We start from the raw sequence: 21,221 nt of genomic DNA on the forward strand, positions 1-21,221 counted from the left end.
TCCCTTGACCGGCTCCGGGGTCGACTTCGTCGGCGCCGCGGCCCCTTGGTCGCGCCGCTCCGGCTATGAGCCCGAGATCCTGGTCGACGGCCTGTTGACCGGCGGTAAGATCACCGCGCACGCCACCGAAAACACCGTCGCCATCGCCGGCGGCACGGCCTACATCAGCGGCAAACTGGTGTCGTTTCTGGCGACCACCAAGACCGTCGGCATCGGCTCCGAGGGCACCGCCGCGCGCATCAGCTCGGTCATCGTCGACGAGGACGGCGCCGTCTCGGTCGAGGACGGCACCGTCGGCGCGGCGTTGATCGAGACCCGCGATGCAGCCGGCGGACCCGCTTACGTCCCGGTCGACGCGATCGAGATCGGACAGGTCCGCCGCTCCGTCATCGCCGCGGCTGCGGTGACCTCTGCGCAGATTTTCCAAACGCCCGGTATTCACCAAGAGTTCTTCAACGTCCCGGCCCGCACCGGCATCGACTATCTCACGGGCACCGTGAGCTTTGCCGCACCCTTCGCCGCCATTCACACGGCAGCTGCCGCTAAAAGGTCTACGCCGCTTACGCCACGCCGATTTTCGCAGACGTACCCAAGGCCAGCGCATGGCAGGATCCTGCCTATACCTACTCGATCAGCTCCACCGAATACTACGGCGGGGCCGAGGGCTCGGAGTCGCGGTCAATCGGTCAGGGCGGGTTCAGCGCGCTCCTCGAGGACGGCACGACCGACCCGATCATCCAAGTGGCGGGCGAGAAGTCGTGGTTCAAGTTTTGGCCGGATCGCGCCCGCTCCGTGCCCTACCGTATGGCGCTTGGCACGCTCGGCGCTGCAGTGGCGTATCCGGCCTCCGGGGCGATTGCCGGCACCTTTACCATCTCCGCCGAAAGCCCGTCTGTCGGGGTGGTCGCATGACATTCCACGCGGATGCCTTTGCATCCGCGTCTCTCTCCATGCCGGAGAGCGATGTGGATGTGGCCGACCTGGCCGCGTGGTTCGACCCCGGCGAGAAACCCGTCTGGCGCGTGCGCGGCCTCAACGGCAACGACCTGGTCAAGATCGAGATGGCCGAACGCCGCGGCCAGGCCGCCGCCGCCCTGGCCGCGGCTATCGAGTCCGGAGCCGCGAAAGAGATCACCGCGAGCGTGCGCGCCCTGCTCGGGCGCACCGACGACATCGAGGCCGTCTACGCCAAACAGCTCGAGGCCCTGGTGCTCGGCAGCGTGGCCCCGGCCATCTCGCACGAGCACGCCGCGAAACTCGGCGAAGCCTACCCGGTCGTGTTCAAGCGACTGTTCAACGAGATCAACCGGTTGACCGGGGAGGGCGCCCACGCTGAAAAAAGCCGCGGAGCTCTGGGCGACCCCCGGAGTCCGCAACGCCTGCGCCATCGGCTGGAAGTTCAGCAAACCCCTCTACGAGCTCCGGCCCGACATCCTCCCCGGCGGTCGCCTGACGGCTGTCGAAGTGTGCCTTTGGAATCTGTGGGCTGAGACCCTAAACCATGGCTGACCTGCAAAGCACAATCGAGATCGTCATCGGCGCGATCGACGAGACCGCCGCCGGGTTCGCGGCGGCGATCGACAATGTCAACAACATGGCGGGCTCGATCGAGGATGCCACCCAGCCGATGGCTGACCTCACCGCGGGCATCCTCGCCGCAGATGCCGCGATGCTTGCGCTCGGCGTGACGATGCTCAAATGGAGCACCGACGAGGCTGCCAAGTTTCAGACCGCGACCTCCGAGATCAATACCCTCATCGGCCTGTCCCCCGAGCTGATGGGGGAGTTCACCGACGACATCCTTGCCTACGGGTCCACGTCTACCCAGACGTTCGAGCAGATCAATGGCGCCGTCTACAACGCCATTTCGGCGGGCGTCGCCTACGGGGACGCCCTTGACGTCGTACGCCAAGCCGAGCTGATGGCGGTGGCGGGCAAGTCCGAGCTTAACGAGGCCATGACACTTCTGGTCCCGACGCTCAATGCCTACGGGGAGAGCACCGAGGAGGCCGGGCGTTACTCCGACGTGTTTTTCAAGACCGTCGCGCTCGGTGTCACGACAATCCCCGAGCTGTCTTCCTCCATGGGCCAGCTCGCGCCGACTGCCGCGGCCGTGGGCGTGCCGATCGAGACCCTTGGCGCCGCACTCGCTACGCTGACGTTCAACGGCATCGGCACCAGTGAGGCGGCGACCGGGCTTAAAGCTGCGCTCTCCAACATCATTGTCCCGTCGAAAGGGGCCTCGGATGCGGCAGCGGAGCTAGGCGTTGCGTTCGGTGTCTCGGCGTTGGAGACGAAAGGGCTGGAGGGTCTGCTCCAAGACCTCTACACCGCGACCGGCGGCAATGTCGATCAGATGGCGCGGTTCTTCGGCTCCACCGAGGCGCTGAACGCGGTCTTGGCGCTCACGTCCAACTCCTCCGAAGTTTTCACGCGCAACCTCGAAGCGATGGACGGCGCGGCGGGGTCGACCGATGCGGCCTACAAGATCATGGCCGACACGTTCGAAAACGTGAATAAGGTGCTTGGCAACGCCGTCGACGTGATCCTGATCAAGATCGGGTCCGAGCTGCTGCCCGAGATGACCAACCTGTCAAAAGGGTTGACCGATGTATTCAACGGCATCGGCGAAGGCATTGATCAGGGATCATTTGACGTCCCGCTCGAGATCGTAGAAGGCTTTATTGCCGACCTCGCGGCGATGCTCGCAACCGCCGCGGAAAACCTTCCCGAAGCACTCGCCCTGGTTGACTGGTCCGGGTTCGAGGACGCGATGGAAGGCGTCAACGAAGCACTGTCCGGCCTGTTCGACGGTGTCGATCTGACGACGCCCGAGGGGCTGGCCGAGGCGATTCAACTCGCCGTTGATGCGTTCACCGGGATGATTAACGTCACGTCGGGCGTGATGGAAGGGCTCCAGCCGCTGTTCGATACCATCGGATGGCTAGTGCAGTCGTTTGCCGATCTAGATCCGGAAGTGCAATCAGCCATCGGCTATTTCCTGGGCCTGTCGACGACGGCCAACATCGTTGCCGGCACCGTCGGCTCGCTGTCCGGCGCTCTCGGCGCGGCAGGCGCAGCCAAAGGACTGGTCGGTTCATTCGCCGCGTTGGGGCCGGTGATTGCGGGCGCATCCGTCGCGCTTGCCGGATTCGAAGTCGGCAAATACATCGCAGAAGTTACCGGACTCGACGAGGCTCTCGAGGAATGGTTGCTCGGGCTTAAGGATATTCCGCCGCTCATCGGCGCATCGGATGACGCCGTCGCCCGGTCCGAGGCGACGCTGAAGAGCCTGGGGTCCGAGATCGGCCTGACCAATCTCACGATGGAGGAGTTCAACGACCTCGTCAATTCAGGGAAGCTTGTTTGGGACGAGACTACAGGCAAATGGATTGAGGCCGAGAGCGCAGCAAAAGATCTTGGTGCATCGTTCGACGAGATCGGCGTGGACGGGCTCGTCGCCGAGTTCAACCTGCTCAACCCGGCCCTGCAGCTCACGGCAGACGGCACCGTCGAGGCATCCGATGCAACGGACGCATTGTCGACCACGACGCGCGGTCTGATCTCGGTGTTCGACGCCGCAACCGGCAAATGGATCGACATCGCCGACGCTGCGGATAAAGGCGCGGATAGCGTCCACGACGGCGGCGAAGAGCTCAAAGCCGCAGCCGAAAAAGCCGAGCTGATGACCCGCGCGAGCGCGGATTTCATTCTCGGATGGGAAAAGATCCAATCCGCCGAACGCGTCGCCATCTTCGAGGCGCGGGCGGATATCGCAGTCGCGCAGATCGAGGCCGACGCCAGCCGCACCATCGCCGCATTCGATGCGATGTCGTCATCATTCCAGAATACCGGCGACGTGCTCACCGAGCTTTTCGGCATCTGGGCGGGGCTGGATAGCGGGTTCGACAAGAACAAAATCGCCGAGTGGATTGAGCGCGAGTACAAGATCCGCGAAGACCTCGCCAAGTCGCAGATCGCCCTCGTCGAAGCGGAAATCCGCCGAATGGAAGCCCAAACCGCCCTGCTCGAAAAAGGCGGCGTGGAAATCAAAATAAGCTCGGACGGCCTGGAGCCGGCCCTGGAGGCGTTTATGTTCTCGGTGGTGGACAAGGTCCGCGTCCAGATCGCCGGCAGCTACGAGGACTTCCTGCTCGGGTGCGGCTCATGATCGCGTACCTCACCCCCACAACATTCTGGTTCGGCGAGCCCCCGCAACTCGACATCGACCCGGCATCCGACACCCGCACGCGCACCCGGCGGATGACGCGAAGCGCTACGCTCGACGGCGACGCGGTCGTCAACGACGGCGGCTATAGCGAGGCCGACCGAGCCCTGTCGCTGCAACTGCGTGGGCTGACGCTCGATCAGGCGGATATGCTCGCGGAGATCGCCGCCTATCCGCTGTGCCGCCTGTCGCTCGACCACGGGCTCTACGAGGGCAGGGTTAAGGATCACCAACTGTCGAGCCCGACACGGGCGCGGCTTACGTTTTGGGTTTCCCGGAGGATTGCTTAGATGGCTACCGAATACTCCCTCGCGCTCGTCAGCGCAGGCTACACCGCAGCACTCGGCGTCATCACCGCGGGCGCCGGGGCATCGACCATCGGCATCTTTTCCGCCGCCGATGTCCTGCTTGCCTCCGCCACGATCGACGACGCGGCATCCGCCGTGAGCGGCACGACCGGAGACATCACAATCGCCATCGCTGCACAGGAGGATTCCTCCCCTGCAGGCGGCACGGCAAGCTATGCGCAAATCATTGACGGGGATGGCGATCCGCATATCCAGGTGCCGTGCGTGCAGGGCACGGAGGCAGTCGCTGGCTTCTGCGTGCTCAATACGCTCGTCATCATTGCAGGCGCTCCTCTGGAGATCCTCTCCGTCGTCATCCCCGCCCCCGCGCTGCTAGCGTAACCCATGCCCCAAGTCTCGGCGACCTATGCCCTTGGGGGCCGCCCCGTTGCCGAAAGCGCGGCCGGGGTCGCGACTTGCTATACCGATTTGACGCTCGCGCTCCCCGCAGGCGCATCGATCACCGGCGTCGACATTTCGTACGAGATAAACGCATGGGGCAGCGGATACAGGAGCGAACAACAGTCGCGTGTTGTGTCCCCCACGCTGTCCCGCGGAGAAACGGCTTGGACGGCCGGATTCGGGGATTGGGACGGCGTCATGGAGTACGGCCGATACGGCGTCAGTGTGTTCAATGGCACGGCTGCAGGGAATATCGTTTTCAGGCTAGAGGCGTATAGAACGTGGAGCTCCGACGGAGAGGCCCCCTGCTCGAGCCTTAACCACGTAATAACAAACAACACCTACTCGATCACCGTATACTACGAAACCAGTGCGGAGGCCGCTGAAGCGCAGATTCGTGCGCACGCACTGATTTCACAGATTTCTCTTCTTGCTGAAAGTGAAATTGCGGCAGGCCGCCTTAGCCTTGATCATCTATTTGGCGAGGCTCGGCTCTTATCAGCTCAATCGAATGCGCGAATACACCTAGACGGTTTATTCCAACCGCTCAGTTTTCGCGGCCGTGCCTTTCCCCCAACGCAGAAGCCGCAGCCTCGGGCGTCACGCTCTACCGCTGCATGCTCACCGGCGCACCCGATGGCCGCACTGATGCCGTGCTGCCGATCCGGTCGTTTCAGGTCAGGCACAGGCGGGATACGGCATCTTACTATCAGGTCGTGATTCCATCGCTCGCTTACATCGACGCGATCGACGACCGCCCGAATGGGCAGATCGTCATCTGGAGCGACACCGACGGGGCCACCGAGGAGCTGATGCGCGGCGCACTCGGGAGCGTCCGGGAGACCGCGGGCCGAACAATCAGGCGATCACAATCTCTGGCAACGCCAGCCGGGCCCAGACGCCACGCGCCACGTATCGCGTCTCGCGCGTGCTCTACCAATACAGCACGTTCGACGGGGAGCAGCGCCTACGGATCGAGCCGCGCGCAGCCATTCGGCCGGGGGACACGATCCAATTCGAGGGCTCTTTTTTGAGGCCGGGGTGGTGACGTGGAGCGTGGCGGTTTCCGAAACCGGGTTGTCCGCGCAGATGGAAGTAGCGACGCTCGCGGAGGGCGCATAGATGCCCATCGGCTACGTCACCGCCAATCAGGGTGAATCGCGCTACACGGTCGCGATCCCGCGCAAGACGCCCCTGCTCGCGGCTCTGATCGAGGCGCGCCGGGTCGAGATCGAAGGGATTGATCGCGTCCTCGAGGAGCTTCGCAAACACGAGGCGGCTTACCGCGCGACCTACAACACTGCGATGGAAGCTGTCGGCGAGGCGATGGCGGGCTATACCGAGTGCCGGGAGTCCTACACCGAGATGCAATGCCGCAACGCCAAGATCGCCGAAGCGGAGGCCGCTTACTCATCCGCTCGCGCTGCGTGCGACGACGCCTGGAGCGATTGCCTTTTTGCCTGCGCCATCGGCGACGGCGCCTGTCAAGACGCCTGCGATGATACGCGCGAGGCGTGCAGGGAAGAGGCCGAAGTTGTCCGGGGCCGCGCGCTCGCCGCGATCGATCGGCTGTGCGCGGATGCTGTGGTCGCGCACTTGCAGGCATGCCAAGCGCAGTGGGCGCCTGTGATAGCGGAGGCGCAAGCCAGCGCGGTCGAGGCCCTCGCGCCGCTGCAGGACGCGATGATCGCGATCACCTGGGAGAGGACCAAGCGCACAGCGGCCGCGCGCAGGCTCAACGAACTGGAGGCGATCGAGTCGAGCGCGGAGATGGCGACGGCGTGGTCCGCGCAGTACAACGCGGATCTGAAGACAGGCGATGTCCCGGAGGAGCCGACCGGGTCGGAAGAACACGCCGTCACCGTCGCGACCGTCTCGGGTCGCGCGGTCATCACATCGATATCGTCGGTCAACCCGTGCGCTCACGACGCGCGCGCACTGCCCGCCGATGTGCTGTTCGTCGATTCGGCTCTCGCGCCGGGCGCGGAAACGTGGCGCCCGACGTGGCGCACGGGGACCGTCACCGCGATCTACGATCCGGCCAACCCGGACGGTTGGCCGGACCCCGAGAAACCGCTCCGGGTGCGCATCGACCCTGCCATCCTGCCGGGCACGCTCGGCACGCGTGTATCGCGCCGAAATATCGAGTGCACGCCTCCGGGCGCATTCTTCGACGAATCCGGCGAGCTTGATGCTCGGCTCGGGGTCGCGCGGCAGGAATACGACGACGCGATCGATGCGCGAGATGAAATCCTCGCGGAAATCCAGGCGTGCAAAGACGGCTACAGCGTTGAGGACTGCACCGCGCCACGTAACGAGGTCTGCGAGTACAGCCGCGAACAGTCGATGTTGGCGTGCATCGACGCGCGCGACTATTGCCTGTCGATCGCACAGGACGCCAATGGTGAACAGTATTGCCTCGATCAATTCGCCGCGTGCGAGCAACAGGTCGAAGCGATCTTTTCGGCGTGCGTGGACGGAGCCACGGCGGATTGCATCGCCGCGAAAGCGCAGCATGACGCCCAATGCCTGCAGACGCGCCAATTCGCCCTGACGCAAGCGGAGACCGAGGTCGCGACGGCGTTGCGCAACCTGATCAACGCCACGGCCGACATTCAGGGGCCACCCGCGGAGCTGCTGCTCGATGTTGCCGTCGGGCATTGCGCTACAGATCGCTACCAGGTCGGGGATGATGTCTTGATCGACTTTCCGGCCCGCACAGCGTCAACCGGGCTTGATTGGTCGACAGCGACATCCGAGCAGATCCGCGCGGCAGCCATGGCGGTCTGGCAATCGGCCCGCGCCGTCGGCTGGGCATCCAACACAAGGAGTTGCGACAGGATGATGATTCACGAGATCGTATTGACCTCGATGGGCGGGGCATGGGCCTATGGGATGCCCGAGGATTTCCGGTGGGATCAGGCGCGCGCGCTGTACGAGCACATTGTGGCCGGCGAGGTGCAGTTTCATGCCGGGTTCGCCCCTGACCTGGAATCGCTGGTGATGCGCCCGCTTTACGAAAGCTCTGATGATGGCGGCGAGTACTTTTTACCTCGCTCGATTGCGAGGGCGGATCGATCGAGACGGTTCCGGCGATCTACGTCTCCAATCCAGTCCCGGAGGAACCGGTTCCGGTTGAGGAGTGCATTGCCGCGCGGACGGATGCGGCCAACATCGACCGTGCGCTGATGAAGCGAGACGGCCCGAGCGAGGAGGGCGGCCTGCTCGTCGGGCGCGAGATCTGGTCGTCTTGGCTCACGTCGAGCCCTTACGCGCCATATCGGCGATTTATCCCGGCGGATGAGACCGTGTCTAAAACCGTGGACGGCGAGACCGTCACCATCAACGTCTCGACATCTACGCTCGGCGCGCTCTTCGACTTCGCGGGCGCAACGGTCGCCAACGCATACATTGACCAGGCCGTTGATCACGTCATCGCAGGATTTCCGTCGGCGTGTCAAGCCGCTTACGACGCCGCGCTCCCTGACTGGGAGCGATATCAAAGTAGCGACGTGATCGAATTCGGCGCTTCTTCGCGGTATTACGGCTTACTGTTCCTCGGCGATGGCTATACCGATTGCGCCTTCGAGCAGCCGACCCCGGGCATGGAGTACCAGCGCTACCGGATCGAGGACACCGTCGATCACAAGATTTGGGACTTCACCCTGCGGTATGTGGGCCTCGGCGAAGGTAACGAGCAGGCCTGCACGGTCGTGACCGAGGTCAGAACGACAGCGCTCGTGTCGGAGGATCTGATCATGCGCTGCGAAAAGCCGGTAACCTCCGGCTCGCTTGAGGTGGACGCGGCGCCCGAGCCGTAACCATGCCCGTCACCATCTCCGGCATCACCGAAGCCAAAGCCCTGCTCGCGCAACTCACGGGGCAGATGCGCGAGGGTGCTACGCCAGCACTACAGCACCGACTAACCCGCTACTCATCGCCTGATGATTCAGGAGCTTGGGCGCGTCGTCCGACCGATCGAGCATCGGGGCAACCGCAAGTCGCGCACCCGTTCGGCGGCATGGGGTTGCGCGTGGTTGCTCGGGTTCTCGGGGTTCCTGCCTGTCGTTATTCTGCACTGTTTTTCCTGATTCGCAATTATTCTGTTGCCAAATGCTACGCGGTAGCGCTACAACGCCCGGTTTTAGCACCGGGGCGAAGCATGGCGACGATCTCAGCACGCAAGCGGGGCGACGGCACGACAGTTTACACGGCGCAGATCAGACTCAAAAAGGCCGGCGTCGTCTGGCACAGCGAGGCGAAGACCTTCAATCGACGGGCTGCGGCCAAGGCGTGGGCGCTTGAGCGCGAGGACCAACTGCGCTCGGACCCGGAATCGGCGAAGCGCGCGGATCATGCCGGGCTCACGGTCGGAGACTTGATTCGCAGTTACATCAAGGCGCGCGAGGCGATCGAGCCGCTTGGGCGAACGAAGGGCGATCATCTGCGGTTCCTGCTCGGGCAACCGATCGCGGGTGAACTCGCAGTAGGGCTGACGGCGGCTCGGGTTGTGGCGCATGTGCAGGCGAGGCGCGAGGGCGGGGCAGGCGGGGCAACGGTCTCGAATGATTTGACGTGGCTGCGGGTGGTCTTTAAGTACGCCCGGCTCGCGCTCGGGATTGCGGTCGATCCGCTCGCCCTGGCCGACGCGACGGACATCAGCAGATCGGAGCGGATGATCTCCAGGCCGATCCGGCGCAAGCGGCGCCCGAGCGACGACGAGCTGACGAGGATCGACGCATGGTTTCGCGCGCACCGACCGAGCGGACGGGTCGGCAGTGCGCCGATGGATCTGGTCATGTGGGCGGCGATCTATTCCTGTCGGCGACTGTCGGAGCTGTGCCGGATGAGGATGTCCGACTATGATCGCGAGCATCGCGTGTGGCTGATCCGGGATCTAAAGCATCCCGGCGGGTCTGCGGGGCACGACGCCGAGATGCTGGTGACTGAGCGATTCGCCACTGTGGTCGAGGCGATCCTGGCGCTACCGGGTCGCAAGCTCGACGAGCCGCTGATGCTCCCGTTCGATCCGCGCACCGTCTCGGCGAGGTGGACGCGGACGATGCACGTTCTCGGGATCGAGGATCTGCACTTTCACGACCTAAGAAGATGCGGAGCGAGTCGGCTCGCCGAAGACGGGTGGACCATCCCCGAGATTCAGCGCGTGACGCTCCACGATTCTTGGTCCTCGCTGCAAATCTACGTCAATGTGCCGGCGCGCAAGACGGGGCGGGTGGAGTGGGGTGACTAGGCGCTTGAATCCGCGACCCGTAAACCAGTCCAACGCCTTGCATATTGATGGATCGTCCCACCAATCGTCGATCAATCGATTCATCGCGCGATCCGCGTAGAACGTCGGGCCGCAGAATCGATGCCAATCCATGAAAATGTATCGGCCATCTTCTAGCCTGATCCGGAACGACCGGGTAAAGCAAACGACCCCGTTGTCGTTCGAGTTCGTGCGGTTGTTGTTCGGGTCCAGCGCCCACACGCCGGCGTTCGACGTGTTGTTCCAGTTCCCGCCGGAGAGCAAAACGAAAGGCGCGCACGGCATTCAAGCAACCCTCCGCTTCGCCACATCCGCAGCAGCCTTCGCCCGCTCCGCATCCAGCCACGCGGCAAGATCCGTGATGCGGACCAGCCACGGGCTTTTTTGACTGCCCGGCCTGTAGGCCGGAAAGGGCAATTCGCCCTTCGCGGCTTTGGTGCCGGCGGCCCGCGCACCGAGTGCAAGATACTTCTCGGCGACGGTTTCGAGCGGGATGTCGGTGGTGCCGTATTCGGCCATGAGTAGGAATGTGGTGTTCATCGCAGCGACTCCTTGTGCCAGCCTGAATCGCTGACCAGATGCGGCGACCTGACAAGCTCCGACCAAACCTCGTCAATCGCTTCGAATCTGGGCTTGCCTGTGATCAATTTGCGCGCTTGATCCTCGCTCTCCGCGACGATCGACGCCACCATTTCATGGGTGTCGGTGCTGTATCGGATGTGGTAGATGTTCACGTCGACCCCTCCGCGAGCTTCCGCCCGCAAAAACAGCAATACCTCAAGCCGTTCTGCCCGGGCGATCCGGCATGGACCTCGAAGGCTTCGCCGCAGTCGGTGTGCCAGATTCCTTCGGGGTCGTCGGTCCATGTGCAAGTCGCTTCGCGATCGGCAAGCAGTCCTCGAATCACGCGCGCCACTCGGCGGTCCTTCGCCGAGATGCGCGGCGCGAGCTGCCCGAGGTATGACTTGGCTTCGTCGATTGCGCTCATTTCGGCTTCTCCGCCCGCTTTTCCCACGCATCACAATGTGCACCATCATCCGGACCGACATACTCATCGGCGCCATCCAGCGCATACCGGATCCAGTATGGTAGGTCGCCCGGGATGTCGAACGAGCAAAACGTCGGATGGTCCTGGCCCATCGGCGCCGGCGCGAAGTAGCGGCAGGTGCCGCAGCGGATGTCGTGGATCATTTCGGTGGCTCCGGTAGCGGCATCCAGTGGGTGATTTCGTCGAAAATCCTGCCGCCAGAATCGTCGCGCATCCATCCCAGGTATTTACCGTGCAAGGCAATCAAGACGGTGCCGCGCTTGCACGCTAAAAGCACTCGAGTGGATGTCGGCGCCGTTGAGATCGGTTGCCATTCGCTCATTTCGCCTCCCATGCGCTGCACCCGTCGGTAGTGCGCGTGATCGGTCGCTTCGGCCGAAACCAGTGCGGGACCGCAATGCCATCAGTGAGATGATCGACCCATTCGCACCGCCCTTGACTCGATCCGCTGAATACCGGCGCTCCGTGGTGCCTGCACGTCCCGCAGCGCTTGTCGGTGTTGGTCATTTCGCCTCCGTCGCGCTGTAGCTCGGAACCTGCTCGCCGAACACAACCCATTCGGTGATCTCGCCGTCCGGATCCTGAACGCGAACGGTCGCCTCGGATCCGCCTACGATGGTGTAGTCTCCGCTTTCCCTGTCGCTTTGATCTGCCCATATCTCCGCGGCATTCTGAGCGCTGTAGGCGTCCGTAATGGTGATGCCGTCCTCCGGCCCTTCGTGCCCGGCATCCGGGCACCAAACGCGGTATGTGTCGCTCATCTCGCCACCCCGACCGCATCCCAACCGGCATCAAAGCCGTCGCAGTTGTCGACCGCCTTATCTCTCGCTTCTTCACGCGTCATATCAACTCCAAAAACGATGGACAGGTATCGTAAACGACCGATAGCCGGTCGAACGGGAACAGGCTGTCGACGCTCGGGGTGCGCGGCGTGATCTCGTATCGGTGCAGCCAGCGGGCGCACCGGGCGGATTGCGGGCAGTCGGCGTCGTAGCAGCGGGTGACCTCTTCGGCGAGGCGCCCCGCGCCGGCTTGGTCACGCATCACGGTCGACCTGTGCGAACTCGATCCCGGCATGCCGATACACCCACGCGGCGAGCTCCAGCGAGGGGCCCCATCGCGCCATCTGCTCGCCGGAGGGCTGAGGCGCGACGACGCGCCGGATGCCGGCCTGTGCGAGCTTGGCGGCGCACCGCGAGCACGGGGGCATGGGCCAAACGTAGGCGGTGCAGCCGTCGAGCGACTGGCGAGCGAACAGGAGGGCGTTTTCTTCCGCGTGCAGGACCAGGGAGAGCTTGGTCTCGCGGTGCTCGAGGATGGCGGCGTCGTCCGGCACGCAACGCGGCAGGCCGTTAAAGCCGGTCGAGACCACCCGCCCCTCCCGGTCAAGGAGGGCGCAGCCGGCGCGGGTACTCGGGTCCTTGGATTTGGCTGCGACGGCGCGCGCGATGGACATTCCGTATTCATCCCACGTCATCGGCAGGCCTTCACGAGCCGATCGATCGCCTTGCGCACCAGCGGCCATTCGGCCGGGTCGATCGTGATGCGTGCATCCCGGTGCAGACTGGATTGCGCCAGGACGATAAACTCCCCGCCCGATTCGTCGTCGATGTCGATCCGGGTCGTGCCGTCGGCGTAGATCGGATCCCCTCTGCGGCTGACGCTGTACTGGGTCGCCCGGCATTCGTACTTCTTGGCCTTGCTCATTGCAGCATCAGCTCCAGGTCGGGGCGGTAGGTGTCGGCGGCGGGCCAGGGCGTAGCGGACGGCCAGGGTCGGCCGTCGCTGGGCAGGACCGGGACGATGGGGTACCAGCCGGGGGCGACGCCGAGGTCCATGCCGGGCGGACCGATCCATTGCAGCGCGCGGGCGGCGAGGTAGCTCGGGAGCGCCTTGGTCTGCATGGTCTACTCGACGCTCGGGCGGGTGGGCTGCGGATGCTCGACGTGGCTCGGGCGCGCCGATGCCCATTGATCGCACAGCGCGGCGTGCTGGGTGGAACAGCCCATGTGTCGGCACAACGCGCGGGTGTCGATCACGTTGCCGGACCAGCGGGCGCAGTTCGCGCAGGTGCGGCCGAGGGGATGCCCTCGCCGCGGCGGATCTTGGCCCGGCGGGTGGTGGCGTTGATCCAGCCGGCGCGGGAGCGGATCTGTTCGGTCGGTGTGCCATAGGTATCGGCGCGCATGGGGGCTACTCCGCGTTCGGGGTCGGATAGGGGTTGTCGGGGCTGGCCGGGTCCCAGCTTGCGAACAGACGCTGCTGGCCCAGCGCTTCGAGCGCATCGGCTGTCGGGTGCTTGGTCGGGCCGATGCGGAAGTCCAGATCCTGCTCGACGCGTTCGGCGTGGGTGAGGGGCTGCAGGTAACCGGGTCGGCACTCCATGCAGGGCGCATCGCAGGGCATCAGGTCGGCGAGGGTGCAGGCACAGCCGGCGTCTCCGCCTTCGCCTGCGTAACCGCTGGACGACTCCAGGTAGAGGCCGTCGAAGCCGCCATGTTCCAGCGCCTGCAGGACCAGGGGCTGCAGGCCGTCGGGTACGGGGGTGCGCTCAGACATAATCGTCCGCCAACCGCTGGATGCGGCGATCCACCGACCGCGCGGCGCTCCACACCGGGTGACCGGCGAGGAGCTGGTCGGCGATCGTGATCAGTGCTTCGCGCGAGGTCTCGCAGGCCTGCAGCAAATCCGACTCCCACCGATGGTCCTCCGCGTCACCGTCGGCGAGGATGTGCGCCCACGGGGATGCGTATTCGTCGCCGTTGGTGGAGCTCCCTGCGGTGTCGATGTCCTCGGGGGCGGTATCCGGCGTCGAAGGCGCTCGGGCGTGCGGACGTCGGGGGCGGGGCGATCTGCGCGGCGGCGAGAATCTCCGCGCTTTTGCCTTGGCCGATGACGCCCTGGTCGACCGGGATGGCTGCGCGGCTCTCGATCGCGCGATACTCCGCGGCGATCTCGTCGGCGACGGCGTCGAGTGCGGCCCCCGCGACTCGTGCGGCTGCCTCCGCAGCGCTCGGCAGACGGTAGGACGCGACCGCGCGCGAGCCCTTGGTCTTGGCCGGCATGCCGCCGGGCTCGCCCGGGCGATGTCGGCGTCTCGGACGATGGTCCCGGCCTCGCGCATGTGCCCGATGATGCGGGCCATAGTGACCTTGTCGTCCGCGGCGTCGCAGACCTGGTAGAGCTCGTCGGCGGAACAGGGGCGCGCGGCGCCCTGCAGGTACGCCAAGACATCGGCCTCGATCGCCACGCGGGCGGGGGATTTTTCGTGTGTGCCCATCATGCTGCCTCTTCGAGCCGGTTGACGATGTCGGTGGTAGCCTGCTGGAACGCCAGCCTGCACTGCTCCTCGGCGTACCGGGCCACGGCGAGCGCGGGATAGATCTGCTCGCGTTTGATCAGGTCGCCTGCGAGGCCTGCCGCGTCGAAGGCGCGCGATAGGCGGACCCGGCCCGCTACGGCGCTCAGATAGGCGTCGCGCGTGCCCCGCCAGTTGGTCGGATCGGTCACAGGTAGTACCTCCGGTCGGTCCACTCGACTTGGATATCGTCCAGGCGGGCGGCGAGGACACCGAATTGCGCCGACGTGACTTTGCGTCCCGGCTGAATCCAGTCGATGCGCGGCCGGCGGTCGACGCGGATCCGGGGCGCGCCGTTGGCGGATGCGGCGAGGATCCGACAGCCGGCCCTGCGCAGCAGTGCGCAGGCGTAGAGCACGCGGCGGGCTTGGCTGGCGTTGGGGTTGCATTTGCCGATCATGGTCCATCTCCCTGGTCAAAATGCAGTGGTGAGGCGGTATTCCATCGTCGAGCCGTGGCCGTGCTTCGCCCCTTCGCGCGGGCGCTTCTCGAGCCGCCCGGAGCGCAGCAAGGGGCTCAAGCGGGTAGAGATGACGGCCGGCGTGGGCGCGTCCAGGGTCGTGGCGGCGATGGCAATGGCCGCGGCGAGCTCTTGCGTGGACATCCAGCGCTCGCGGTCCGCGCGGAGCGTGCCGGTAATCCAAAAGGTCAGCGACCCGGGCTGATGCTCCGGCCCGAGGCCGCCGCGCGCTGCTCGTCGGCGCGACTGAACGGGCCCCAGCAATACTCGAGCTGGGTGCCGTCCTCCGAGCGCCGCTGGACGATCTGCCCGGTCGACCGGTAGCGGTGGAGCAGGTTGGCGACGCCCTTGGAGTCCAGGCGCTCGGGCGCCAGGGCGATCAGTTGCGCGACGCTCACCCACCCATGCTTGGCCTTGATGCGCTTGATGATGCGCTGGGTCAGGGAGGGCAGCATCGTGCTCCCGACAGCCCCGCGGTCCTTGGGCTTGGCCTTGACCCGTGCGGCCGGAGCTGTCGCCTTGACGGCACGCTCGCGTTGCTGCGGGGTGATCGTGGGCGCACACCCCTGATCGGCGCGGCAGGCGACGACCGGCTCGGGCGTCGGGCGCAGTCCGATCTGCTCGCGCTGCATTTCGCGCGGCTGGTAGCGCGGGGGCATCTCGGGGGCGATAGTCCCTGAGCGGGGCTCCCGGATCGGGCCGATAGAGTGGGCCGGCGGTATAGATGCCTCCGTTCATGCTGCGACCTCCCGTGTGTCGTCGTCGTCGTCGTCGTCCGGCTCGATTTGACCGAACCCGCACTCGTCGCACCCCTCGGCGGGGTCCGCATCGGCAGCTCCGCAGTCCCGGCAGAACCAGGTGCTGACGCTGTCGCCGAACTCATCGACGCCGGTCTGGAAGCGGTCGGCGTAGAAGCCGGATTCGAGCCAGAGGGCGCCGGCGGCGATGGCTTGCTCCAATGTCATTGCACGATCTCCACGTCGCGGATGGCGGCCCGCTTGGCCATGGCGGCGACGAACGCCAGGGCGGACCAGGTGCTCAGCTCGGATTCGAGCCGGTCGAGTTGTTCGATGGTCAGGTCGGTCAGGTCGCCGCGGCTCATGTCGCGCAACGCCCGCTGCAGGTTGTCGACGGCGATGCTCATCGCCATTCCTCGCTCATCCATGAAGCCAGTGCCGCGGTGCGGCGCGCGGCGATGATCCGGCGGCGACGCCGCAAAGTGACCATGCGGGGGACGGCCCAGTCCGACAGGGCGCACAACGCGGCGAACGCCAGGCTCAAGGTGCCGATCAGGATCAGGGTGTTGGTCATTGGGAGGGCTCCCGGTCGTCGTCCTGCGTTGTCCGGACCCGGCTGTCGGTGATCACCCAACCCGAGCTGTCGGACCGCGTGGTCTCGATCCACATCTCGGCGCACGCGGTGCCGGAGCCGGATCGGTCGCTGAAAACCGTCTCGCCGTGCTCGCCGGTGCATTTGTACATTCGCCACAAACCTGCGCTGGCGGGTGCGGGGGCGATGGTGGCGGCGATGAGGGCGGCGAGGATGAGGGTGGTCTTGGTTCTCATGGTGTCGGTCTCCTTGCGGTTGTCTCGCTTAAGGTATTTCATTCTTTCGATGGAAATGGCTCGATCGCCATCCTTGATTCGTTCGGCTTTTTGGCTCGATTGCTTCGCCTGGTTCTCTCCCCATGGATGGCTCGATTCTGCTGTCTGGTTCTTTCAAGATGGATGGCTCGATTCTGCTGACTGGTTCTTTCCAGATGAATGGCTCGATCGTGCGCAGTGATTCTTTCTTGTACATTGGCTCGCTCGCCGGCTTTGGTTCTTTCAAAATGCTTGGCTCGATCTCTCGATTTGGTTCTTTTCCCGATACTGGCTCGATTGTTCGCCTTGGCTCTTTCGTTATTGATGGCTCGATCAGCTGCGATGGTTCTTTCAGTCATCATGGCTCGATCCCGGGTTATGGTTCTTTCCTTTACTGTGGCTCGCTCGCGCGTACTGGTTCTTTCGGCCCTTCTTGCTCGCTCGCGCGGACTGGTTCTTTCACTTATCGTGGCTCGATCCTTGAACATGGTTCTTTCGGTCGGGGTGGCTGCCCGAGCGGCAATCCGCTCGGGCTTCGTTCAATCTACTTTTGCGCAATCTGCGGCGGTTTAATGTAATGGGCATGCCCGCCGTGCGCGATCACCCAAGGCGCGGGCGGCTCGGTGCCGGTTTCCTGGCGCCACCAACTCTCTTGGAGATGCGAAAGGAACAGCTTTACCGCGTAGCGCTGACTCCGCATCTGGATCTGAGCTGGCGGAAGCATGGGAACGCCCGGATAATCGTCGTCGGCTTTGCAGGCTGCCGCGGTCGGCGTGGTGCCTGACTCCAACAGCGCGCGCGCTTTCTCGGCGCTACATCCGCCCGAGTACCAAGCATGCGCGTCGGTTTGCTTGCCGATTTTCTTTCCGGTCAGCGCCTTCGTGGCCTGATCCGACAGCATCCCCGCGAGGTTGCGCTTCCATTCCAGGGTTTTGCGTTCACGGTAGACGCGACCATAAAAGCCGTCGGGATGATTGGAGACCTTCACGAAACTCTCGCCGATCTTCCAGCACAGCGTTTTCAAAGGGCCGTTGAATGGCTTGCGCGAGATCGCCGAGCAAGCGTTCGCCTCGGTCAGCTTCACCTCGGTGCCATCCGGCTTATGGGTTGCCATGTGGATCAGGTTGGCCGGGTTGCGCCCGACCTTCTCGGCGACCGCAACCAGGCGCTCTTCGATGCTCGGGCCTTTCGTCTCGGTCCAGATCGCCTTGGCCTGCTCCCGGCTGCACCATTGAACGTTCGGGTCCAGTCCGGCGAATCGCCAGATATGCCCGGCGGTCGGGGCCTTATTGATGTCGATGTGGGCCAAGAGCCCGGCAGCCAGAATCGGCCCGATGCCTGTTGTCTGGTCAAAGAACCACGCCATCGGGTGGGTCTCGGTGTAGATGGCGAGCAGCTTCGCGACCGAGTCTTCCAGGGCGGTAAATTGCTTCCCGACCCAGTCGATCGCCTCGTGCGGCTCGGCGGTGTTGCCGGACTTCTTGGCGTCGCGCTCAAGCCCCTTGGATTGGTTGCCGACGGCAATCCGGTTCGCCTGCATGTTGTAGTACAGATCGACCAGATAGCGTGCTTCGGAGTCGGTGACCCCTCCGCCGTTTTGGCGCAACCCCTTGGTCATGTCGCGGGTCAGCTTGTAGACGGGCGTCAGCATCGATTCAAGTTCGGCGTGCATTGGTTCTCTCCGGTTGGCCGCCACCAGGGCGGCCGTTTTGGTTACGCGGCCTTATCGGCCATCGGGTTGAAGTTCAGCGACTTCAGTTCGCCATTCGCTTTCATGCCGTACTTGAACAGCTCGGCGCGACGGCTTGCCAGATCGCGGCTCAGAAGGACTTGGTTGCGCACGCCGATGGAGAAGCTTTTCATCTTCTCGGCCGCGGTCAACTTGGCGTCGTTGAACACCTCGTCAAGCAATGCGGCGTTGGCGGTCATCATCGATTCGTAGGAATCGATTCGGGTTTCCTGTGTGACTTGGTCTGTCATATGCGTACCCTTAGGGTTGATTGATGACGGTTGATGAAACGCTTGGTGTTCCTGGTTCTGTTATCGGGGATGGCTCGATCACCTTTAATGGCTCTCTCAGCAACATTGGCTCGATCGATGTACGTGGTTCTTTCGCAGTTTTTGGCTTGCTCCTTTACACTGGTTCTTTTCACCTGACTGGCTCGCTTCAACACGCTGGTTCTTTCGTAGAATGTGACTAACTCTTTCGTATGTGACTCGATCACCAGTAATGGTTCTCTTCCCCGATCTGGCTCGATCGTACGTCCTGGTTCTTTTGTCGCGGCTGTCTCGATTCGCTTTAGTAGTTCCTTCGTTGCTTTTGGCTCACTCTTCAAATCTGGATCTTTCACCCTTAGTGGTTTGCTTCTGTATCGTGTTTCTGTCTTCGTATGTGGCTTGATCAGGGTCCTATGGTTCTTTTGCGTGTGTTGGCTCGATCGTTTTGATTGGTTCTTTCCCGGTGTTTGGCTCGATCAAGTGCTTTGGTTCTCTCTTGTGCTATGGCTCGATCTGCAATCATGGTTCTTTCCCTCAAGATGACTCACTCTCACCCCGTGTTTCTTTCAATACCCATGGTTCACTCCAGGTCGCTGTTTCTTTCCTCCGCTCTGGTTCGCTTGCGCTCTTTGGTTCTTACACAGTGACTGGCTTTTTAGCGTCGATGCGCGCAATGGTCACGAACGCCCAATGCAGCGCTTCGACGCGGGTGAAGAACCACGGTGAGACTTGGTCATCCTGCCAAAGGATTGCGCGGTACTGCCGGGCTTTGCATTGAATCTTGTAGGGGGCCATGGCCGTCTCCTGTGCTGCGATCGCCCTAAATTGCGCGACCTGCAATCATCCTAGCCGCGTCCAGCCATTGCGTCAAGCGCAATCGTAAGCGAAAGGCAAAAAAGCCCCGACTAGCGGAGCTTGGTTTTGGGAGGAAGGTCTTTAAGCGCGCCGACGGTGGCGGGTCGGGCGGGTGTCTGCGGGAGATTTCTCAGGATCATCACGCCATCGACGGAAGACCGAATCGAGCAGAGCCGGATCGATGGTGTCGATCAGCTCATGCAGCGCGGCCTTCCGTGGGTCTCCCTCCTTGGGGGCTGTCCATCCTCCGCCAGGCGGTAAATCTCCCATACTTTCACATCCAGTGCCTTGGCGATGGCTTCGAGGCGGTCGGTCGTGGCGGCCTGTTTGCCCTTGATGATCCGGTTGAGGTTGGCGGTGTCCATCTCGCCTGCGCGTTCCGCGAGCTGCTTCTGGTTGTACCCGCGATCAACCATCAAGTGATCGATCGCGCGGCCGATGTCTATGTTGGTGAGCATATGCACATCGTCGCCGCGCGGACATCTCGAAGCGGTAAGCGTGCGCCGCAATTTCGCCTTGACAGTCTATTGCGGAATGCGCAATCTTAGGGGCATGAACGGACTGAGACATCAACGAACCTCGCGCGGCTTACTTTTGAAGGATGCCGCGGAAAGCCTGGGCACGGATCCGGGGAACCTGTCTCGCATCGAATCCGGCAAGCAGGCACCGAGCCTTCGCCTCGCCCGCAAGATTGCCACCTTCTACGGCATCACCCTTGAGCAGGTGTTTGACGGCCAATCAGAAAAGGCCGCCTGACATGCCCACCCCTTCACCCGAGCCCGTCGCGACATCCATCCACCCGACCATGAAGGTCGGGCGGTGGTCCGTATCCAACGCGACGGGCTCGTCCTGTTCCGCGCACCTGCCACGCGCAGGCCGCGCCACGCTGTCGGTCACCGGCAGCTGCCCGATGTCCTCCTCGATCGCGCCCGCCGCGCGACTTCGCCCGCACCCCCGCGGGCTTTTTTATTCGTGTCCAGGCCAGCCGGCGGTGCCTCAACACCGGCAGCCGCAGCGTGTCCATCTCCTGCGCGGTGCTTGCGCCGATGTGCAGCTCACGTGATGCGGCATCTTCGGTCGGGCGAACTGCGCTAACAGCGCGCCCGGCCCCTTTTCCGCGCCCGGTCCCGAGGCGCTCGGTATCGGACCAGCTCCTTGCCCGGTCACAGGGCGGGGCTTATCCACCAGGCAAGGAGTGGCCGCCATGACGACGAACGTCGAGAAGAATCTCCACGTCGAAGAATTCAAAATTCGGCTGAAACCGGGCCAGGCGGAGTTGATCCGCTCGATGGCGTTGCAACTGGATATCCCTCCTGCGGTGTTGCTGCGGCACTTGGTGGTGCACGGCCTGGAGGGGCGTGACCTGACGGACAGTCTGCGCGATGCGCGGGCGAAGGGAAGGGCGCATTAGGCCCTGACAAAACAACGATGGGGAGCTACAGATGGTCGATCACGTCGACGAGGCCCGCACAGGGGCTGAGCGGGCCGCGGGGGTGGTGACGGTGACGGTGGAGCTGGACGCGCTGTCGTCCGCACACTTGCTGGCCATGGCCACGCGCGCGGGCATGACGCCGGACGAGTACGCATCGCGCTTGGTGGCGGTCCGCCTGCAGGCGATCTGCGATCTGGCGACCGGGGTGGGTCGTGAGCCCGCGGGTGGTGGGGTTTGCGGG

At 63.9% G+C, this 21,221-nt stretch carries 37 protein-coding genes; 9 read left to right on the plus strand and 28 right to left on the minus strand.

What is annotated here, in order from left to right; translation table 11 throughout:
• Nucleotides 1-908: 908 nt before the first annotated feature.
• The 7 genes from K7B67_RS00165 (at nt 909) to K7B67_RS00195 (ending at nt 10,228) form a co-directional block, all read left to right on the plus strand.
• Nucleotides 909-1,490, plus strand: a complete 582-nt coding sequence (locus tag K7B67_RS00165) for a hypothetical protein (RefSeq protein WP_252178351.1) — start codon at nt 909-911, stop codon at nt 1,488-1,490.
• Between the two features lie 11 nt (nt 1,491-1,501).
• Nucleotides 1,502-4,171: a phage tail tape measure protein gene (locus K7B67_RS00170; RefSeq protein ID WP_252178352.1), complete on the plus strand. Its 2,670-nt coding sequence runs from the start codon at nt 1,502-1,504 to the stop codon at nt 4,169-4,171.
• Nucleotides 4,168-4,518 (plus strand): hypothetical protein, encoded by a 351-nt coding sequence (locus K7B67_RS00175; protein ID WP_252178353.1) that lies wholly within the window; start codon nt 4,168-4,170, stop codon nt 4,516-4,518. Before K7B67_RS00170 ends, K7B67_RS00175 begins: the two co-directional genes overlap by 4 nt.
• On the plus strand, nt 4,519-4,917 hold the full coding sequence (locus K7B67_RS00180) for a hypothetical protein (RefSeq protein ID WP_252178354.1): 399 nt from the start codon (nt 4,519-4,521) through the stop codon (nt 4,915-4,917).
• 1,182 nt (nt 4,918-6,099) lie between these two features.
• Nucleotides 6,100-8,166 (plus strand): hypothetical protein, encoded by a 2,067-nt coding sequence (locus tag K7B67_RS00185; RefSeq protein WP_252178355.1) that lies wholly within the window; start codon nt 6,100-6,102, stop codon nt 8,164-8,166.
• Nucleotides 8,166-8,798, plus strand: coding sequence for a hypothetical protein (locus tag K7B67_RS00190; RefSeq protein ID WP_252178356.1), 633 nt, complete (start codon nt 8,166-8,168; stop codon nt 8,796-8,798). Before K7B67_RS00185 ends, K7B67_RS00190 begins: the two co-directional genes overlap by 1 nt.
• Nucleotides 8,799-8,800: 2 nt before the next feature.
• The gene (locus K7B67_RS00195) at nt 8,801-10,228 is read left to right on the plus strand and encodes a tyrosine-type recombinase/integrase (RefSeq protein ID WP_252178357.1); all 1,428 of its coding nucleotides are present in this window, start codon (nt 8,801-8,803) and stop codon (nt 10,226-10,228) included.
• Nucleotides 10,229-10,531: 303 nt separating this feature from the next.
• Here the strand turns inward: K7B67_RS00195 and K7B67_RS00200 are convergent, their stop codons facing one another.
• The 28 genes from K7B67_RS00200 to K7B67_RS00330 form a co-directional block, all read right to left on the minus strand.
• A complete protein-coding gene (locus K7B67_RS00200; RefSeq protein WP_252178358.1) occupies nt 10,532-10,786 on the minus strand; it encodes a pyocin activator PrtN family protein in 255 nt (84 codons plus the stop codon).
• On the minus strand, nt 10,783-10,980 hold the full coding sequence (locus K7B67_RS00205; protein ID WP_252178359.1) for a hypothetical protein: 198 nt from the start codon (nt 10,978-10,980) through the stop codon (nt 10,783-10,785). The genes K7B67_RS00200 and K7B67_RS00205 overlap by 4 nt, the downstream gene beginning before the upstream one ends.
• Nucleotides 10,977-11,234, minus strand: a complete 258-nt coding sequence (locus tag K7B67_RS00210) for a hypothetical protein (RefSeq protein WP_252178360.1) — start codon at nt 11,232-11,234, stop codon at nt 10,977-10,979. The genes K7B67_RS00205 and K7B67_RS00210 overlap by 4 nt, the downstream gene beginning before the upstream one ends.
• Nucleotides 11,231-11,437: a hypothetical protein gene (locus tag K7B67_RS00215; protein WP_252178361.1), complete on the minus strand. Its 207-nt coding sequence runs from the start codon at nt 11,435-11,437 to the stop codon at nt 11,231-11,233. The genes K7B67_RS00210 and K7B67_RS00215 overlap by 4 nt, the downstream gene beginning before the upstream one ends.
• Nucleotides 11,434-11,616 (minus strand): DUF551 domain-containing protein, encoded by a 183-nt coding sequence (locus tag K7B67_RS00220; RefSeq protein WP_213178717.1) that lies wholly within the window; start codon nt 11,614-11,616, stop codon nt 11,434-11,436. The genes K7B67_RS00215 and K7B67_RS00220 overlap by 4 nt, the downstream gene beginning before the upstream one ends.
• A gap of 181 nt (nt 11,617-11,797) precedes the next feature.
• On the minus strand, nt 11,798-12,055 hold the full coding sequence (locus tag K7B67_RS00225) for a hypothetical protein (RefSeq protein ID WP_213178718.1): 258 nt from the start codon (nt 12,053-12,055) through the stop codon (nt 11,798-11,800).
• A 79-nt stretch (nt 12,056-12,134) separates the two neighbouring features.
• The gene (locus K7B67_RS00230; protein WP_252178362.1) at nt 12,135-12,338 is read right to left on the minus strand and encodes a hypothetical protein; all 204 of its coding nucleotides are present in this window, start codon (nt 12,336-12,338) and stop codon (nt 12,135-12,137) included.
• On the minus strand, nt 12,331-12,819 hold the full coding sequence (locus K7B67_RS00235; RefSeq protein WP_346658244.1) for a dCMP deaminase family protein: 489 nt from the start codon (nt 12,817-12,819) through the stop codon (nt 12,331-12,333). Before K7B67_RS00235 ends, K7B67_RS00230 begins: the two co-directional genes overlap by 8 nt.
• A complete protein-coding gene (locus K7B67_RS00240; protein WP_252178364.1) occupies nt 12,768-13,001 on the minus strand; it encodes a hypothetical protein in 234 nt (77 codons plus the stop codon). Before K7B67_RS00240 ends, K7B67_RS00235 begins: the two co-directional genes overlap by 52 nt.
• Entirely contained in the window at nt 12,998-13,198 is a 201-nt protein-coding gene (locus K7B67_RS00245) for a hypothetical protein (RefSeq protein ID WP_252178365.1), read from the minus strand. The genes K7B67_RS00240 and K7B67_RS00245 overlap by 4 nt, the downstream gene beginning before the upstream one ends.
• A gap of 131 nt (nt 13,199-13,329) precedes the next feature.
• Nucleotides 13,330-13,482: a hypothetical protein gene (locus K7B67_RS00250; protein WP_252178366.1), complete on the minus strand. Its 153-nt coding sequence runs from the start codon at nt 13,480-13,482 to the stop codon at nt 13,330-13,332.
• Nucleotides 13,483-13,487: 5 nt separating this feature from the next.
• Entirely contained in the window at nt 13,488-13,853 is a 366-nt protein-coding gene (locus K7B67_RS00255) for a hypothetical protein (RefSeq protein WP_252178367.1), read from the minus strand.
• The gene (locus K7B67_RS23805; RefSeq protein ID WP_256484649.1) at nt 13,846-13,980 is read right to left on the minus strand and encodes a hypothetical protein; all 135 of its coding nucleotides are present in this window, start codon (nt 13,978-13,980) and stop codon (nt 13,846-13,848) included. Before K7B67_RS23805 ends, K7B67_RS00255 begins: the two co-directional genes overlap by 8 nt.
• Nucleotides 13,981-14,008: 28 nt before the next feature.
• Entirely contained in the window at nt 14,009-14,359 is a 351-nt protein-coding gene (locus K7B67_RS00260) for a hypothetical protein (protein WP_252178368.1), read from the minus strand.
• A 214-nt stretch (nt 14,360-14,573) separates the two neighbouring features.
• Complete coding sequence (locus K7B67_RS00265; RefSeq protein ID WP_252178369.1) at nt 14,574-14,804, minus strand: hypothetical protein; 231 nt, start codon at nt 14,802-14,804, stop codon at nt 14,574-14,576.
• Complete coding sequence (locus tag K7B67_RS00270) at nt 14,801-15,052, minus strand: hypothetical protein (protein ID WP_252178370.1); 252 nt, start codon at nt 15,050-15,052, stop codon at nt 14,801-14,803. The genes K7B67_RS00265 and K7B67_RS00270 overlap by 4 nt, the downstream gene beginning before the upstream one ends.
• Nucleotides 15,053-15,067: 15 nt before the next feature.
• Entirely contained in the window at nt 15,068-15,256 is a 189-nt protein-coding gene (locus K7B67_RS00275; RefSeq protein WP_252178371.1) for a hypothetical protein, read from the minus strand.
• A gap of 44 nt (nt 15,257-15,300) precedes the next feature.
• Nucleotides 15,301-15,744, minus strand: coding sequence for a hypothetical protein (locus tag K7B67_RS00280; RefSeq protein ID WP_252178372.1), 444 nt, complete (start codon nt 15,742-15,744; stop codon nt 15,301-15,303).
• A 102-nt stretch (nt 15,745-15,846) separates the two neighbouring features.
• Nucleotides 15,847-16,077 (minus strand): hypothetical protein, encoded by a 231-nt coding sequence (locus K7B67_RS00285; RefSeq protein ID WP_213179475.1) that lies wholly within the window; start codon nt 16,075-16,077, stop codon nt 15,847-15,849.
• On the minus strand, nt 16,074-16,262 hold the full coding sequence (locus K7B67_RS00290) for a hypothetical protein (RefSeq protein WP_252178373.1): 189 nt from the start codon (nt 16,260-16,262) through the stop codon (nt 16,074-16,076). The genes K7B67_RS00285 and K7B67_RS00290 overlap by 4 nt, the downstream gene beginning before the upstream one ends.
• Nucleotides 16,253-16,423: a hypothetical protein gene (locus K7B67_RS00295; protein WP_252178374.1), complete on the minus strand. Its 171-nt coding sequence runs from the start codon at nt 16,421-16,423 to the stop codon at nt 16,253-16,255. Before K7B67_RS00295 ends, K7B67_RS00290 begins: the two co-directional genes overlap by 10 nt.
• The gene (locus K7B67_RS00300; protein WP_252178375.1) at nt 16,420-16,677 is read right to left on the minus strand and encodes a hypothetical protein; all 258 of its coding nucleotides are present in this window, start codon (nt 16,675-16,677) and stop codon (nt 16,420-16,422) included. Before K7B67_RS00300 ends, K7B67_RS00295 begins: the two co-directional genes overlap by 4 nt.
• A gap of 38 nt (nt 16,678-16,715) precedes the next feature.
• Complete coding sequence (locus K7B67_RS00305) at nt 16,716-17,057, minus strand: hypothetical protein (protein WP_252178376.1); 342 nt, start codon at nt 17,055-17,057, stop codon at nt 16,716-16,718.
• Between the two features lie 182 nt (nt 17,058-17,239).
• Nucleotides 17,240-18,367: an IS110 family transposase gene (locus K7B67_RS00310; RefSeq protein ID WP_252178377.1), complete on the minus strand. Its 1,128-nt coding sequence runs from the start codon at nt 18,365-18,367 to the stop codon at nt 17,240-17,242.
• Nucleotides 18,368-18,408: 41 nt separating this feature from the next.
• A complete protein-coding gene (locus tag K7B67_RS00315) occupies nt 18,409-18,675 on the minus strand; it encodes a hypothetical protein (protein WP_252178378.1) in 267 nt (88 codons plus the stop codon).
• Nucleotides 18,672-18,920 carry a hypothetical protein gene (locus tag K7B67_RS00320; protein WP_252178379.1) on the minus strand — a complete coding sequence of 83 codons (249 nt, stop codon included), beginning with the start codon at nt 18,918-18,920 and terminating at the stop codon, nt 18,672-18,674. The genes K7B67_RS00315 and K7B67_RS00320 overlap by 4 nt, the downstream gene beginning before the upstream one ends.
• A gap of 409 nt (nt 18,921-19,329) precedes the next feature.
• The gene (locus tag K7B67_RS00325; RefSeq protein WP_252178380.1) at nt 19,330-19,488 is read right to left on the minus strand and encodes a hypothetical protein; all 159 of its coding nucleotides are present in this window, start codon (nt 19,486-19,488) and stop codon (nt 19,330-19,332) included.
• A 251-nt stretch (nt 19,489-19,739) separates the two neighbouring features.
• On the minus strand, nt 19,740-20,006 hold the full coding sequence (locus K7B67_RS00330) for a helix-turn-helix transcriptional regulator (RefSeq protein WP_252178381.1): 267 nt from the start codon (nt 20,004-20,006) through the stop codon (nt 19,740-19,742).
• 40 nt (nt 20,007-20,046) lie between these two features.
• On the opposite strand from K7B67_RS00330, the gene K7B67_RS00335 reads away from it, so the two are divergent.
• Together K7B67_RS00335 and K7B67_RS00340 are read left to right on the plus strand one after the other, a co-directional pair.
• Entirely contained in the window at nt 20,047-20,304 is a 258-nt protein-coding gene (locus tag K7B67_RS00335) for a helix-turn-helix transcriptional regulator (protein ID WP_252178382.1), read from the plus strand.
• Nucleotides 20,305-20,752: 448 nt separating this feature from the next.
• Nucleotides 20,753-20,959, plus strand: coding sequence for a hypothetical protein (locus K7B67_RS00340; protein WP_252178383.1), 207 nt, complete (start codon nt 20,753-20,755; stop codon nt 20,957-20,959).
• The last annotated feature ends 262 nt before the right edge of the window (nt 20,960-21,221 follow it).

The organism is Endozoicomonas sp. 4G (assembly GCF_023822025.1).
GTDB lineage: Bacteria > Pseudomonadota > Gammaproteobacteria > Pseudomonadales > Endozoicomonadaceae > Endozoicomonas_A.

Bases quoted from the DNA above. Each gene is read 5' to 3' on its own strand.
- K7B67_RS00270 (WP_252178370.1), bottom strand. From the start codon at position 15,052: ATGATCGGCAAATGCAACCCCAACGCCAGCCAAGCCCGCCGCGTGCTC.
- K7B67_RS00190 (WP_252178356.1), top strand. From the start codon at position 8,166: ATGAAGCGAGACGGCCCGAGCGAGGAGGGCGGCCTGCTCGTCGGGCGC.
- K7B67_RS00215 (WP_252178361.1), bottom strand. From the start codon at position 11,437: ATGATCCACGACATCCGCTGCGGCACCTGCCGCTACTTCGCGCCGGCG.
- K7B67_RS00285 (WP_213179475.1), bottom strand. From the start codon at position 16,077: ATGACATTGGAGCAAGCCATCGCCGCCGGCGCCCTCTGGCTCGAATCC.
- K7B67_RS00300 (WP_252178375.1), bottom strand. From the start codon at position 16,677: ATGAGAACCAAGACCACCCTCATCCTCGCCGCCCTCATCGCCGCCACC.
- K7B67_RS00175 (WP_252178353.1), top strand. From the start codon at position 4,168: ATGATCGCGTACCTCACCCCCACAACATTCTGGTTCGGCGAGCCCCCG.
- K7B67_RS00225 (WP_213178718.1), bottom strand. From the start codon at position 12,055: ATGAGCGACACATACCGCGTTTGGTGCCCGGATGCCGGGCACGAAGGG.
- K7B67_RS00325 (WP_252178380.1), bottom strand. From the start codon at position 19,488: ATGGCCCCCTACAAGATTCAATGCAAAGCCCGGCAGTACCGCGCAATC.
- K7B67_RS00235 (WP_346658244.1), bottom strand. From the start codon at position 12,819: ATGGCCGCTGGTGCGCAAGGCGATCGATCGGCTCGTGAAGGCCTGCCG.
- K7B67_RS00295 (WP_252178374.1), bottom strand. From the start codon at position 16,423: ATGACCAACACCCTGATCCTGATCGGCACCTTGAGCCTGGCGTTCGCC.
- K7B67_RS00275 (WP_252178371.1), bottom strand. From the start codon at position 15,256: ATGTCCACGCAAGAGCTCGCCGCGGCCATTGCCATCGCCGCCACGACC.
- K7B67_RS00310 (WP_252178377.1), bottom strand. From the start codon at position 18,367: ATGCACGCCGAACTTGAATCGATGCTGACGCCCGTCTACAAGCTGACC.
- K7B67_RS00245 (WP_252178365.1), bottom strand. From the start codon at position 13,198: ATGCAGACCAAGGCGCTCCCGAGCTACCTCGCCGCCCGCGCGCTGCAA.
- K7B67_RS00220 (WP_213178717.1), bottom strand. From the start codon at position 11,616: ATGAGCGAATGGCAACCGATCTCAACGGCGCCGACATCCACTCGAGTG.
- K7B67_RS00240 (WP_252178364.1), bottom strand. From the start codon at position 13,001: ATGAGCAAGGCCAAGAAGTACGAATGCCGGGCGACCCAGTACAGCGTC.
- K7B67_RS00185 (WP_252178355.1), top strand. From the start codon at position 6,100: ATGCCCATCGGCTACGTCACCGCCAATCAGGGTGAATCGCGCTACACG.
- K7B67_RS00170 (WP_252178352.1), top strand. From the start codon at position 1,502: ATGGCTGACCTGCAAAGCACAATCGAGATCGTCATCGGCGCGATCGAC.
- K7B67_RS00230 (WP_252178362.1), bottom strand. From the start codon at position 12,338: ATGCGTGACCAAGCCGGCGCGGGGCGCCTCGCCGAAGAGGTCACCCGC.
- K7B67_RS00340 (WP_252178383.1), top strand. From the start codon at position 20,753: ATGACGACGAACGTCGAGAAGAATCTCCACGTCGAAGAATTCAAAATT.
- K7B67_RS00210 (WP_252178360.1), bottom strand. From the start codon at position 11,234: ATGAGCGCAATCGACGAAGCCAAGTCATACCTCGGGCAGCTCGCGCCG.
- K7B67_RS00250 (WP_252178366.1), bottom strand. From the start codon at position 13,482: ATGCGCGCCGATACCTATGGCACACCGACCGAACAGATCCGCTCCCGC.
- K7B67_RS00200 (WP_252178358.1), bottom strand. From the start codon at position 10,786: ATGAACACCACATTCCTACTCATGGCCGAATACGGCACCACCGACATC.
- K7B67_RS00280 (WP_252178372.1), bottom strand. From the start codon at position 15,744: ATGCAGCGCGAGCAGATCGGACTGCGCCCGACGCCCGAGCCGGTCGTC.
- K7B67_RS00255 (WP_252178367.1), bottom strand. From the start codon at position 13,853: ATGTCTGAGCGCACCCCCGTACCCGACGGCCTGCAGCCCCTGGTCCTG.
- K7B67_RS00260 (WP_252178368.1), bottom strand. From the start codon at position 14,359: ATGCCGGCCAAGACCAAGGGCTCGCGCGCGGTCGCGTCCTACCGTCTG.
- K7B67_RS00330 (WP_252178381.1), bottom strand. From the start codon at position 20,006: ATGCTCACCAACATAGACATCGGCCGCGCGATCGATCACTTGATGGTT.
- K7B67_RS00315 (WP_252178378.1), bottom strand. From the start codon at position 18,675: ATGACAGACCAAGTCACACAGGAAACCCGAATCGATTCCTACGAATCG.
- K7B67_RS00195 (WP_252178357.1), top strand. From the start codon at position 8,801: ATGCCCGTCACCATCTCCGGCATCACCGAAGCCAAAGCCCTGCTCGCG.
- K7B67_RS00180 (WP_252178354.1), top strand. From the start codon at position 4,519: ATGGCTACCGAATACTCCCTCGCGCTCGTCAGCGCAGGCTACACCGCA.
- K7B67_RS00305 (WP_252178376.1), bottom strand. From the start codon at position 17,057: ATGATGACTGAAAGAACCATCGCAGCTGATCGAGCCATCAATAACGAA.
- K7B67_RS00165 (WP_252178351.1), top strand. From the start codon at position 909: ATGACATTCCACGCGGATGCCTTTGCATCCGCGTCTCTCTCCATGCCG.
- K7B67_RS00290 (WP_252178373.1), bottom strand. From the start codon at position 16,262: ATGGCGATGAGCATCGCCGTCGACAACCTGCAGCGGGCGTTGCGCGAC.